This is a genomic window from Lysobacterales bacterium (assembly GCA_016721845.1).
Lineage (GTDB): Bacteria > Pseudomonadota > Gammaproteobacteria > Xanthomonadales > Ahniellaceae > JADKHK01.
The window spans coordinates 733,873-746,946 of the sequence record JADKHK010000013.1 but is presented as its reverse complement, the minus strand read 5'-3'; the positions used below and the strand labels follow the sequence as shown (position 1 = coordinate 746,946).

The window sequence follows — 13,074 nt, the reverse complement described above, 5'->3', positions numbered from 1 at the left end:
GCGTGTCGCCCCCGCCACCAAAACGCCCGTCGCCAAACAGGCTGGCCTGGGCGGACGTGATTGCGGTGCTGAATCGTCGTGCGGGCATGCGGAGCTCCGGAATGCGTTCCGCAGTGTAAGCCGTTCGCCGAAGCGGACGAACCGGCTACCTCGGTCCGCATCGGGCTGCTACAACAGGCGCTCCGGAGGAAACCATGAACCTGACGAAATCGATCCTGACCCTGACCCTGTTGACCGGTGCCGCCATGGCCAACGCTGCCGACGAAGATCCCTACCTGTGGCTGGAGGACGTGGAAGGCGCCAAGGCGCTGGAGTGGATCAAAGTCCGCAACGCCGAGAGCCAGAAGGCGCTGGAAGCCGATCCCTCGTTCAAGCCGCTCTACGACCGTCTGCTCGCTATCAACAACGCCACCGATCGGATCCCCTACATCAACAAGCTGGGCACGCGCTTCTACAACTTCTGGAAGGACGAGCAGCACGTGCGCGGCATCTGGCGCAGCACCTCGCTCGATGAATACCGCAAGGCCCAGCCAAAGTGGGAAACCGTGCTCGACATCGACGCACTCAACAAGGCCGAGAACGCGAACTGGGTCTGGAAGGGTGCCGACTGCATCGAGCCGGACCAGGATCGCTGCCTGGTATCGCTGTCGCGCGGCGGCGGCGATGCGGTGGAAGTGCGCGAATTCGACCTCAAGAGCAAGTCTTTCGTCAAAGACGGCTTCGTGTTGCCCGAAGCGAAGTCGGCAGTGGGCTGGAAGGATCGCGACACGCTCTACATCGGCACCGATTTCGGCGCCGGGTCGCTGACTGAATCCGGTTACCCGCGCACCGTGCATGAATGGAAGCGCGGCACGCCCTGGAAGGACGCGAAACAGGTCTTCGAGGCGAAGGCCACCGACGTCTATACCTTCGGCTTCAGCGATTTCGCGCAGGGCACACGCTACGACGGTGTGGTGCGCGTGCCGGCCTTCTTCCAGAACGAGACCCATCTGGTCCGCGACGGCAAACTGGTAAAGGTCCCGAAGCCGGATGACGCCGAAATCGGCTTCTTCCGAGAGTACGCACTGATCACCTTGCGCAGCGACTGGCAGCCGGGCAAGCACACGCTCTCGGCCGGCAGCCTGGTGGCCATTCGCGTCGACGACCTGTTCGCCGGCAAGGACGCCTACACCGCGCTGTTCGTGCCGACTGCGAAGCGTTCGCTGTCGGGGTATGCGACCACTCGCAACGCCGTGCTGCTGAACATCCTCGACAACGTCAAGAGCCGCCCGCAGGTCATGCTGCTCGACGGCAAGACCTGGTCGAACAAGTACCTGAACTTCCCGCTCAATGCCGATGTCAGCCTGTTCGCGGAAAACCCGGACATGAGTGACGACTTCTTCATGACGGTCACTGATTTCCTCACGCCGACCTCGCTGCTGATGGGGACTGTCGGCAAGCGCGAGATCACGCCGCTGAAGCGCCAGGCTGCATACTTCAAGTCGGACGGGCTGGTCGTCGAACAGCACGAGGCGACTTCGAAGGACGGCACCCAGGTGCCCTACTTCGTCGTGCTGCGAAAGGATCGCGCTCGCGACGGCACGATTCCGACCCTGCTCTATGGCTACGGCGGCTTCGAGGTCTCGCAAACGCCGGGCTACTACGCCGGCGCCGGCGCCGGCTGGCTGGAACGCGGCGGCGCCTTCGTGCTCGCGAACATCCGCGGCGGCGGCGAGTTCGGTCCGAAGTGGCATCAGGCGGCCTTGAAAGCGAACCGCCAGCGCGCTTACGACGACTTCATTGCCATCGGCGAAGACCTGATCGCACGCAAGATCACCTCGACCAAACACCTCGGCATCCAGGGCGGCAGCAATGGCGGATTGTTGATGGGCGTGATGTACACGCAGCGCCCGGACCTGTGGGGTGCGGTGCTGTGCGAAGTGCCGCTGCTCGACATGAAGCGCTACAACAAGTTGCTGGCCGGCGCGAGCTGGATGGGCGAATACGGCAACCCGGACGTGACCGAGGAATGGGCCTACATCTCGAAGTATTCGCCTTACCAGAACATCGATGCGACCAAGATCTACCCGCCGATCCTGTTCACCACGTCGACCCGCGACGACCGCGTGCATCCGGGCCATGCGCGCAAGATGGCGGCGAAGCTGATCGATCTCGGCAAGAACGTGACCTACTACGAGAACGTCGAAGGTGGCCACGGCGGATCGACGAACAACCAGCAGGCCGCCTTCATGGACACGATCGGCTACGTCTTTCTTTGGGAAAAACTGAAGTAGGCGGACACGCGACACGGTCGTGCCTCGACCTGTGGCCGGGAGCGTGCCGTGGCAACCGTGGGTGGATGTGGCGCTTGCCGTTGAGCCGCTTGCCGCGGATGACCTGGAGGCGCGTGCTGCGTCCGCCGACATTGTTGCCTTCCGCGACGATCTGCTCCCCGGCCGACGTCGCGAATATCTGGCCGGACGACTGGCGGCGCGTGCCAGCCTGCAGGAACTGCAGGCACAGTCGCTGACCGTTGGGCGCAACGGCCTGTTGCCGCAATGGCCTAGCGGTTTTTGCGGCTCGATCAGTCATGGCGCCGGCCTCGCTGTAGCGATTGCTGGCCATGCGCCGCAGTGGCGGGCTCTCGGCATCGATATCGAGCCCGCGATCGCGGCCGACCGACGTCCATCACTGCGCTACGCACTGACGACCGACGAAATGCATGCCTGCGAACAGGCTGCCGATGCTGATCTCTGGACCCGCACCTGGGCCGCCAAGGAAGCCGCTTACAAATGCTGTGGTGCGCTCGGTGCGGATCCCCTATTGCGCTCGCTTGTTGCCGTCTGGACGGATGCGAGTCACGGCCACATGGTGCTGACGATCGACGGCAAAACACTACATGTCGACTTGCGCAGCCGGGTGGCTGGCGCCGTGGTCTGGGTTGCGGCGGGGATCAGGTCAATCTGACCGGGTCGGTCTGATGATTGTGGTGTTTGCGTGCGCAGGATACGCTGGCTTGCGAGTCGCATCCTTCGTTTTTCGACCTTACGGGGTAACGCCATGGCCAATCGTCGCCTCAGAATCGCCACCAGCCTGACTGGCCTGTTGGTTGTCGCGAACAGCGGCCTCCTGCCCGGTGACATTGATGGCGGGTTGATCTCGGCAGCCTATGCGCAGGATGACGAGTCCTGGGACGAAGATGGCGAAGACGCGGGTGACGACAGCGAATTCACCGATGAAGACGATGCGGCAGAATTCGATGGCAGCGAAGACACGGATGAGGACAGTGACGCCGCCGATGAGGACGATGCCGAAGAGCTCGCCGACGGCAGCGAAGATGCCGGAGACGACAGCGAAGCTGTCGACGAGGAAGAAGAATCGTCCGACGATGGCAGCGAGGTCGCCAGCGACGACAGCCAGATTGCCGAGCCTGCCGAAGCGCCGAAGCCCGTCGAGCAGCCCATAGCTGCGCAAGAGACGCCCAAACCGGCAGCCGTGAACGGATCGGACCCGGTGCGCGCAAGTACGCGGGCATTCCTGGCTCGCTTCTTTAAGGGCCACTCGGTCAGGGACGATGAGAATTTCTTCGAGCTCGGCTATGTGAACTCCCTACTCGCCTTGCAACTGGTCGCTTTTTGCGAAAAGGAGTTCGGCATCGAGGTTGAAGACGCCGATCTCAATATCGGCAACTTCACGACCATCGACAACATCGCGGCGTTTGTCGCCAACAAGCGGAAATAGACCGAGCGCACCCGGGTCGTGTCTGCACAAGCGCCGCTGAAGTGCGTGATCTGGGATCTGGACGACACGCTCTGGGACGGCACGCTGCTGGAAGACGGCGACGTTGCCCTGCCTGAAGATGTGCGTGCCAGCGTGATCGAACTCGATCGCCGTGGCGTGCTGCAATCGCTGGCCAGTCGAGCCGAGCGCGGTCCGGCCGAAGCCCGCCTGCGCGATTTCGGACTGTTCGACTACTTCCTGTATCCACAGTTTGGTGATCAACCCAAATCGGTTGCCGTTGCGGCGATCGCGGCGGCGCTCGACATCTCCCTGGACAGCGTCGCCCTGGTCGATGACCAGGCGTTCGAGCGCGACGAAGTGCGCTACACCCATCCGCAGGTGCGCTGCTTCGAAGCCACATTGCGCGGCCGCTTGCCGCAACTGCCGGAGTTCGATCTTGCCGTCACCGCAGAAGCCAGCCAGCGGCGGGCGCTGTATCGCCATGAGGAACGTCGTCGGACCGAGCAGGCGGAGTTCGTCGGCCCGCTGACGGCATTTCTTGCCGGACTCGACTTGCGCCTGCGCCTTTGGCGTGCGCAGCCGTCCGATCTGCTGCGTGCGCACGAATTGACCGAGCGCACGCATCAACTCAACAGCACCGGGCGCTGCTACTCGCTGGCGGACCTTGCTGCCTCGCGCGAGCGGCCGGATCACCTGTTGATGCTGGCCGCGTTGGAAGACCGCTTCGGCAGTTACGGCTGCATTGGGCTCGTGCTGGTCGAACAAAACGCCGCGGTCTGGCATCTGCGGCTGCTGCTGACGTCCTGCCGCGTCGTGTCGCGCGGCATCGGAGGCTTCTTGCTGACCTGGCTGATGCACGCTGCGCAGAATGCCAGCGTGGCGCTGCGCGCTGATTTTGTCGACACCGGCCGCAATCGCATGATGTGGATCGCCTACCGCTTTGCCGGCTTTCGCGAGATCTCGCGCAACATGGCCGAGGTGGTGTTGGCACACGATCTGCAAACCATGCCGACGCTGCCGGACTATCTCACCCTGATCGACGAGGTCTGACGCGTGCACCCCGAATGGACCGATGCACAACGACAGATCAGGGAACAGTTTCGCGCCTTCGTCGACGCCGAGATTCGTCCACATGCGCGCCGCTTTGACGCCGAGCAACGGCTTTCCAGCGATCTCGCACACCGCATCGGTGGGCGCGGTCTGCTGATCGGCGATGGCCTCGATGCATTGTCGCTTGGGCTGCTCCACGAAACCGTCGGCGCGGTCTGCGCATCAACCCGCAGCCTGCTGACCGTACAGGGCATGGTCGCCGCGGCCATCCGGCGCTGGGGCTCGGCAACACAGCGCGAACGTTGGCTGCCGGCACTCGCGAACGGCACAACAGTCGCTGCCTTTGCGCTTTCAGAACCGGATGCCGGCAGCGATGCCTGCGCGCTGCAATGCACGGCGCATGCGGATGGCGAAGGGTTCCGGCTGCACGGCGTCAAGACCTGGATCAGCTTTGCCGAGATCGCCGGGCTGATTCTGCTGATCGCTCGCCTGGACGGGCAATTGACGGCATTCCTGGTTGAACGCGATACGGCCGGCCTGACGGTCGAACCGATCCGGGGCCTGCTCGGTGCCCGCGCCAGCATGCTCGGCACGATGCGTTTCGAGGCCTGTCATGTGCCTGCCAGTGCCCGCATCGGTGGCGTCGGGTTTGGCTTCGCAGCGGTCGCGGCAACCGCGCTCGATTACGGTCGCTACAGCGTGGCCTGGGGCTCGACGGGTGCCGCCGGTGCCTGTCTCGAGGCGGCCATCACCCATGCCCGCGAGCGCAAGCAGTTTGGCAAGCCGCTGGCGGAGCAGGCACTGGTGCAACGGCTGTTGACGCGCATGGTCGTCCAGGTGCAAAGCGCACGACTGCTGTGCGCCCGCGCCGGCTGGCTGCGCCAGAACCAGCATCCAGCCGCGGTCAGCGAGACCTCGTTGGCGAAATACCAGGCGACGGTGTGCGCCAGCGCGGTCGCCACGGACGCACTGCAATTGCTAGGTGCCCGGGGTATCGGCGGCGAAGCCGATGTCGAGCGGCATTTTCGCGATGCCCGGGTCATGGAACTGATCGAGGGCAGCACGCAAATCCAGGAGATCGTGCTCGGTGCGCGGGCGGTCAGTGGGGAGGCTTGGCTGTTGTGAGCGAGCATTCGGGGACGATCATGCATTTTGAAGTCGGCGTCGTCGGTGCCGGCGTCATCGGACGCGGCGTCGCCGAAGAACTGGCGCGCTTCGGCCAGCACGTGACACTGGTCGATACGTCACGCGTGGCGCTGGAATCGGCCCGCGCCGAAATCGCGCAGGGCCTGCGCCTCGGACACATGGCCGGCGCGCGCGCCGTGGTCGGTGGCGATTGGCGCGCTGCGCTTCAGCGCATTCAATATTCCGTCGACATGGCCACCATCAGTTGCGTCGATTTCGTCATCGAAAACGTCACCGAGCAGGAATCCGTCAAGGACAGTGTGCACCGCGCCATCGGCATGCATTGCCGTCACGACGCCGTGATCGCCGCAAATACCTCGGCCATTGCCATCTCGCGCATCGCAGCAGCGACGCCGCGGCCCGAATCTCTGGTCGGCATTCACTTCATGAATCCAGTGCCGCTCCGGCATACCGTTGAGCTGATACGCGCCGCACAGACCTCGGAGCGGACGCTGACCCTGGCGCTGCAGTTGCTGGCCGCACTGGATTTGAAATCAGTACTGGTGGCCGACATGCCTGGATTTGTCGCCAACCGCGTGTTGATGCTGTCGATCAATGAGGCCGCCAGCCTGCTCGAAGCCGGCGCCGCCAGCGCCGTGGATATCGACCGGGTGTTCACCGAGTGCCTTGGGCATCGGATGGGCCCACTGGCCACTGCCGACCTGATCGGTCTCGACAACGTGCTCGATGCGCTAAAGCTGTTGGAGCAAAGTTGGGGCGACAAATACCGTCCCTGCCCACTACTGGAAGAGCTGGTCACAGCCTGCCTGCTGGGTCGCAAGAGTGGTCAAGGATTCCATCCGCACGCCTGACGATGTACTCGCCGAATCAGAGCATCGATGCAGCCAAGACCTACTCGCCGATCCTGTTCACGACCTCGACGCGCGACGACCGCGTTCATCGCGGCCATGCGCAAGATGGCGGCGAAACTGCTCGACCTCGGCAAGAACGTGACCTCCTACAAAAATATCGAAGGCGGGCACGGCGGATCCACGAACAACCAGCAGGCCGCATTCATGGACGCGATCGGTTACGTCTTCCTTTGGGAGCGTTTGAAGTAACCCCGGCGCGGCGCAGGCTGCGTTTCCGGGCTACGCTTCCATCCATTGTCAGGAGAACTGCCATGCGCCGCACCCTCATCGCCACCGGAGTCGCCCTCGCCATGTCCACCGCTCACGCGTCGTCTCCGGATTTTTCACTCACCGTGTACTCGTCCGCCGCACCGGGGGCGATCACGTCCGAGCAACTCGTGAACTACGGCCTGCAGCTGCCGGGCTACGCGCTGGTGCGAGATCGCCGCGAACTCGAGTTGCCGAACGGCAGCGGCGAAGTGCGCTTCAGCGATGTCGCGACACGCATCGATCCGACCACGGTCAGCTTCGCGTCGATCACCGACCCGGACGGCACCCGCGTGATCGAACAGAACTACCAGTTCGATCTGGTCGACGGGCAGAAACTGCTGAGCCGTTACATCGGCGAAACCATCAGCGTCGACCAGATCCGCGGCGACAAGGTCGAGCAAGTCACCGGCAAGCTGCTGTCGGCGACGAATGGCCTGATCCTGATGCAGCCGAACGGCGAAGTGCAGACCTTGTCGCACTACGCCAACATCGCCTTCCCGTCCCTGCCCGGCGGCCTGATCACCAAACCGACCCTGGTCTGGCTGGTCGATGCCAAGCGCGGCGGCAAGCACGATGCGCAAGTCTCGTACCAGACGCAGGGCATGACCTGGTGGAGCGACTACAACGTCATCCTCAAGGGCGATGCGAACGCCTGCAGCATGGACCTCGCGGCCTGGGTCACCGTGGTCAACCAGAGCGGCGCGAGTTATCCGAACGCGCAACTCAAGCTGGTCGCGGGCGAAGTGAATCGTGCACCTGCGGCGCCGGCACCGATGGCGCTGGGCATGGCCAAGCGCACAATGGTTGCGGAAGCCGCGGCGCCGGGCTTCGAGGAATCGGAACTGTTCGAATACCACCTGTACACACTCGGCCGTCGTACCGAACTACCGCAGAACTCGACCAAGCAGCTGGAGCTGTTCCCCTCCGCCGTCGGCATGACATGCAAGCGTGAGCTGGTCTTTACGGCATCGCCGCAGCCGTACGGATTCTGGGGATCGCCGATCAGTGACCAGGGCTACGGTTCGACCAACAGCGGCACGGTCGGCGCCTGGCTGGAGTTCGACAACAAGCAGGCGAACGGCCTCGGCATTCCGTTGCCGGCAGGACGCGTGCGCGTGAACCAGGCCAGCAAGGACGGCAGCCTCGAATTCATCGGCGAGGACGTGATCAAACACACGCCGCGCAACGAGACGCTGCGCATCAAGCTCGGCGAAGCCTTCGACGTGGTCGGCGAGCGCAAGCAGGTCGACTACAAGATCGACACCTCGGCGAAACGCATCGACGAAACCTTCGAGATCAGCGTGCGCAACCGCAAGAAGGAGGCCGCGACGATCCGGGTGCGCGAATACCTGTATCGCTGGAGCACCTGGGCCATCACCGACGAGAACGTGAAACACGACAAGCGCGACGCCAACACCGTCGACTTCGTCGTGAACATTCCGGCCGATGGCGAACAGAAGATCCGCTACTCGGTCCGCTACACCTGGTAGGGCCAGCGACCGGTCACTGCCATTCGGCGCGGAAACAGATCCATTCGCCGTCCTCGAATCGCCAATGCGACTCGAGGTCGATCTGGCGGCCGGTCTCGGGCAACCACTGGCCGCCGGTGGCGATCACGCGCATCTTCACTGTCGCGCGATCGCCGTAGAGCTTCACGTCGAGTGGCCCCAGCAGCACCGAGATATTCTGGTGGCGCAGGGTCTGTGCGACCAGCATCGCGCGCAGCTGCCGTGCGTCCATGCCGCCGCCCTGAGCAGTGAAGTCCGCGGCAACATGGTCGGCGACTTCACCGGGCTTGCCGGATTCGATCGCCGTCTCCATTGCGGCGATGGTGTCGCGCAGGCGCTGTTCATCCGGCTCGCGCGCGCAGGCGACGAGCAGCAGAAGCACCAGCATCGATACGATCCTTGCCATCGCCCATCCTTCGTCACCGACTTGAATCCCAGCCTAACCGCGGCGCGGGCAAATTCGGGGCATGACCTTCGCCTGACGAATGTCTCGACCGGCGTCGATAGACTTGCCGGCTCATGTCGCCGCAATTGCCCAGTCCACACTACAAGTCTGCCGCCTTGCTGATGTTGGCCAGTGCCGTGTTGTTCGGCTTGATGGCGGTCGCGATTCGCCTTGCTTCGCAGTCCCTGCACACCTTCGAGGTCGCGTTCTTCCGCAACTTTTTCGGACTGATCGCGACGACGCCGTTGTTGTTGCGGCATGGGCCATCGTTGTTGCGCACCCAACATTTCCCGCGCTACCTGCTGCGCTGCCTGATCGGCGTCATCGGCATGATGTGCGGCTTCTGGGCAATCGGTCACCTGCCGCTGGCGCAAGCCGTGGCGCTGTCGTATTCGTCACCGATCTTCGTGGTCATCGCGGCGGCACTGTTTCTCGGTGAACGCGTGCATGCGCGGCGCTGGACGGCGGTTGCACTCGGATTCGCCGGCGTACTGGTGATCACCCGACCCGGCAGCACCGATTTCAACGTCGGCATGGGGGTCGCGGTCGTTTCTGCCTTCATGACCGGCCTGGTGTCGATCCAGATCAAGCAACTGTCGGCACTGGAACCCGCCGACCGCATCGTGTTCTACACCACCCTGATCTGGGTGCCGATGTCGCTGGTTCCGGCCCTGCTGGTCTGGCGCTGGCCGCAGGGCATCGTCTGGCTGTGGGTGATCGCGGCCGGCGTGCTTGGCACCGGCGGGCACATGCTGTGGACGCGCGCGCTCAAGCTCGGCGACGTGTCCGCACTAACGCCGATCAGTTTCACGCAATTGCCGGTGGTCGCGACGGCGGGCTGGCTGCTGTTCGGCGAACGGGTCGATCACTGGACCCTGCTCGGGACGGCGATCATTCTCGTCTCCAGCGCCTACATCGCGCATCGCGAGGCCGTGCTCGCGCGCCGCCATGCGACCAAGGAACCGCTGAAGTCGGTCGAGCCCTCGACCTGAGCATCGCTCAGCCGGCGATGCGCGCGCTGTACGTCGCGGCGACGTAGTCTTCGACGATCGCGACGAATTCCCGGGCGATGTGTTCGCCGCGCAAGGTGTACCGCTTTTCGCCATCGATGAACACCGGTGCCGTGGGTGCTTCGCCGGTGCCGGGCAGGGAAATACCGATGTTGGCGTGCTTCGATTCACCCGGCCCGTTGACGATGCAGCCCATCACGGCCAGGGTCATGTTCTCGACGCCGTCGTAGCGGATCTTCCATTCCGGCATTTTCGCGCGCACATGGTCTTGCACGGTCTTGGCCAGTTCCTGGAAGAAACTGCTGGTGGTGCGACCACATCCGGGACAAGCGGTGACCAGCGGCGTGAAAGCGCGCAGGCCCATGGTCTGCAGCAATTCCTGCGCGACGATGACTTCGCGCGTGCGCGATTCGCCGGGTTCCGGCGTCAACGAAATGCGTATCGTGTCGCCGATCCCCTGCTGCAACAGCACCGACAGGGCCGCAGTCGAAGCGACGATGCCCTTCGAGCCCATGCCGGCTTCGGTCAAGCCGAGGTGCAACGCGTAGTCGCAGCGCGCGGCCAATGATCGATAGACCGCGATCAGGTCCTGCACGCCACTGACCTTGCAACTCAACACGATGCGTTCGCGTCCGAGGCCGATCTCCTCGGCCTTGCGCGCCGATTCGATCGCGGAATGGATCAAGGCCTCGCGCATCACGGTGGTCGCGTCCCAAGGTTCGGCGCGGGCGTGGTTGTCGTCCATCATCTGCGCCAGCACGCTCTGATCGAGCGAACCCCAGTTCACGCCGATGCGCACCGGCTTGCCGTGACGGATCGCCATCTCGACGATCGCGCCGAACTGCGCATCCTTCTTGCGGCCGAAACCGACATTGCCGGGATTGATCCGATACTTCGCCAGCGCCTCGGCGCAGGCCGGCTCGTCCAGCAGCAACTGGTGACCGTTGTAGTGGAAGTCGCCGACGATGGGCACCTCGATGCCCATCATCGCGAGGCGGTCGCGGATCTGCGGCACCGCCGTCGCCGATTCGGCATTGTTCACCGTCACCCGCACCAGTTCCGAGCCGGCCCGCCAGAGTTCGGCCACCTGCTGCGTCGTCGCCTTGATGTCGGCGGTGTCGGTATTGGTCATCGACTGCACGACGATGGGCGCGTCGCCACCGACGACAGCGCCCCCGACACGCACGGGGACGGATCGCCGACGCGAGATCGGCGCGGAAAACGGAATGTGGTCGCTCATGCGGCGCTATTTTCGGCGTTTTTCGCCTTCGCCGCGACCCTCAGGTAGGCACCGGTGTTTTCGAGCAAGTCGATATCGGCGATAACGCTGACCCTTGGCTCGCGCGTTTCGGCATAGCGGTCCGGGCGCATCGATACTTCCATGCGTGCAAAACTGCGTTCACCGATGCTCGGTGCGAGAAAGCTCAGGCCGCCGTTCCCCGGATGCAAGGGCTCGAGTTCGATCGCCCGCACGGGCGTTTTGAAACTCGTGCCGGCCTCGGAAATCCGCAACGCGGCCGGCTCGGCCTGGCGCGCCAGCAATTCCACACCCGCATCGACCTGGCCGTCGAGGGTGAAGCGCAACCAGCGAATCACCCCGACCATCCATTCTCGCTCGACTGCGTCATCGTCGTCCGGCGAAGCCAGACCGACCAGTTCGCCGATGCGCGCCTTCGCGCCACTTTCCGCGCCCCACTGCAGCCGATAGCCGCCCAAGCCCTGGTCGAGCACGCGCGCTCGGGTCGGCAATGCGCGCGAATTGTCGCCACTGCCCTGCGCCCAGGACGCTGTCCTGTCGCGTTCACTCAGGCTGATCCCGGGACCACGCAGCTCGCGCACGAAATTCTCGAAATCAAGTCGCCCGGCCAGATGAAAATGGATGGCATGCAGTCCGATCAGGGTCTCCAGCTCGTGTCCGGCCGCCAGACGCGAGTGATTGCGGTCGAATTGTGGCCGCCATGCACTGCACAGACGACGAATGAGATCCTGCCCCAGCGCGGCCTTGGGACCGCCTTTGAGTCCGAAGCTGAGCGGTCCCGGCGCAACACCCGCGAGGGACAACTCGCGCTCGAGGAACTGCTGCGCGCGTGCAGCCGTGAATGCGAGACGCTTCGCACCGGCGGCATGACGCTCGTCCGGGGTGTAGCCAGGACCGCGGTCCTGATCCTGAGCGACGTCGAAATCGTTCGCGCCACCGGCGGTACTCAGATCGCAATGAAGCGCCCAGGCGCGCATCGCCTCGTGGGCATCCGCCATTTCCTTCTGGGCCAGACGATAGGGATTGCTGATCGCGATCACCAGGACATCGACGTAGCAGTGCTTCGGCGTGACGACCGCCTTGCCCAGCAAGGGATCGGCGACTGCCTTGTCGACCACGCCGATGGCATCAGTGAAGCGGTACAGGTCATGCAGGGCCTGCCACACGCCCGGCGATGGTGCCTGGTACAGCAGGTAACCGCGCAGCAGCGACTCGCCGTAGTGGCCGATCGCGCGCGCCGACGCCAGCGCCGCGGTACCGCCTTTCAGGAACGGCAGCTTGCCGCCGGGAGAGCAAAGGTCATGCACCACCATGCGATAGCCGAGTGCAAACGCCTCGTGGAATTCGCGTGACTGCAACCCGAGCTGCTGCTTGGCCTGCGGCAACGGAAACGACGAACCCACCACCTGACGGTCGGCCTGCGCCACCAGTTGCGCCATCGGCGAACGCAAGGTTTCCAGTGCATGCAGGCGCACCGAAGCATCCAGCCGCAGCCCGTTCAACTCGCGGATACCCTGCAACAACACGCGCGACGCCGACACTGCATTCGCCAACGGCAATGCCGCGACCCACTGCACGATCCCCCTTGCATCGCTCGGAATCGACGCCCGAGTGGGCGCGGAACGATCCGGAAATCCATTTGCCAGCCGCTGATGCAATTCGCTCATGGCGTGCCTCCCTTGATGGAGACATTGTATGCGTCGAGGTGTGCATTGACAGCCCAAAGCCACGCCGATTCGCAACGGAATGTGGCAGGAATGCTTCCGATGCGCTTCCG

The 13,074-nt window shown here is 64.0% G+C and carries 11 protein-coding genes and 1 pseudogene; 9 read left to right on the top strand and 3 right to left on the bottom strand.

What is annotated here, in order from left to right; translation table 11 throughout:
- Positions 1-245 precede the first annotated feature (245 nt).
- The 8 genes and pseudogenes from IPP28_10720 to IPP28_10685 all read left to right on the top strand — a co-directional run bounded on the left by IPP28_10720 (position 246) and on the right by IPP28_10685 (position 8,566).
- Positions 246-2,273: a S9 family peptidase gene (locus tag IPP28_10720; protein ID MBL0041491.1), complete on the top strand. Its 2,028-nt coding sequence runs from the start codon at positions 246-248 to the stop codon at positions 2,271-2,273.
- 61 nt (positions 2,274-2,334) lie between these two features.
- Positions 2,335-2,946, top strand: coding sequence for a 4'-phosphopantetheinyl transferase superfamily protein (locus IPP28_10715; GenBank protein ID MBL0041490.1), 612 nt, complete (start codon positions 2,335-2,337; stop codon positions 2,944-2,946).
- A gap of 93 nt (positions 2,947-3,039) precedes the next feature.
- A complete protein-coding gene (locus tag IPP28_10710; GenBank protein MBL0041489.1) occupies positions 3,040-3,720 on the top strand; it encodes a hypothetical protein in 681 nt (226 codons plus the stop codon).
- Positions 3,721-3,738: 18 nt separating this feature from the next.
- On the top strand, positions 3,739-4,770 hold the full coding sequence (locus tag IPP28_10705) for an HAD-IIIC family phosphatase (GenBank protein ID MBL0041488.1): 1,032 nt from the start codon (positions 3,739-3,741) through the stop codon (positions 4,768-4,770).
- A gap of 3 nt (positions 4,771-4,773) precedes the next feature.
- Positions 4,774-5,895, top strand: a complete 1,122-nt coding sequence (locus IPP28_10700) for an acyl-CoA dehydrogenase family protein (GenBank protein MBL0041487.1) — start codon at positions 4,774-4,776, stop codon at positions 5,893-5,895.
- 20 nt (positions 5,896-5,915) lie between these two features.
- The gene (locus IPP28_10695) at positions 5,916-6,767 is read left to right on the top strand and encodes a 3-hydroxyacyl-CoA dehydrogenase family protein (GenBank protein MBL0041486.1); all 852 of its coding nucleotides are present in this window, start codon (positions 5,916-5,918) and stop codon (positions 6,765-6,767) included.
- Between the two features lie 35 nt (positions 6,768-6,802).
- Positions 6,803-7,016 (top strand): annotated as a pseudogene (locus IPP28_10690) (S9 family peptidase).
- 62 nt (positions 7,017-7,078) lie between these two features.
- Positions 7,079-8,566 (top strand): DUF4139 domain-containing protein, encoded by a 1,488-nt coding sequence (locus IPP28_10685; GenBank protein ID MBL0041485.1) that lies wholly within the window; start codon positions 7,079-7,081, stop codon positions 8,564-8,566.
- A gap of 13 nt (positions 8,567-8,579) precedes the next feature.
- Here the strand turns inward: IPP28_10685 and IPP28_10680 are convergent, their stop codons facing one another.
- Positions 8,580-8,972 (bottom strand): nuclear transport factor 2 family protein, encoded by a 393-nt coding sequence (locus tag IPP28_10680; GenBank protein ID MBL0041484.1) that lies wholly within the window; start codon positions 8,970-8,972, stop codon positions 8,580-8,582.
- Positions 8,973-9,151: 179 nt separating this feature from the next.
- Here IPP28_10680 and IPP28_10675 point away from each other — a divergent pair, with 179 nt between their 5' ends.
- The gene (locus IPP28_10675) at positions 9,152-10,021 is read left to right on the top strand and encodes a DMT family transporter (GenBank protein MBL0041483.1); all 870 of its coding nucleotides are present in this window, start codon (positions 9,152-9,154) and stop codon (positions 10,019-10,021) included.
- 7 nt (positions 10,022-10,028) lie between these two features.
- Here IPP28_10675 and ispG read toward each other — a convergent pair whose 3' ends face one another.
- Positions 10,029-11,279: a flavodoxin-dependent (E)-4-hydroxy-3-methylbut-2-enyl-diphosphate synthase gene (gene ispG, locus IPP28_10670; GenBank protein ID MBL0041482.1), complete on the bottom strand. Its 1,251-nt coding sequence runs from the start codon at positions 11,277-11,279 to the stop codon at positions 10,029-10,031.
- Positions 11,276-12,964 (bottom strand): hypothetical protein, encoded by a 1,689-nt coding sequence (locus IPP28_10665; protein ID MBL0041481.1) that lies wholly within the window; start codon positions 12,962-12,964, stop codon positions 11,276-11,278. The genes ispG and IPP28_10665 overlap by 4 nt, the downstream gene beginning before the upstream one ends.
- Positions 12,965-13,074 lie beyond the last annotated feature (110 nt).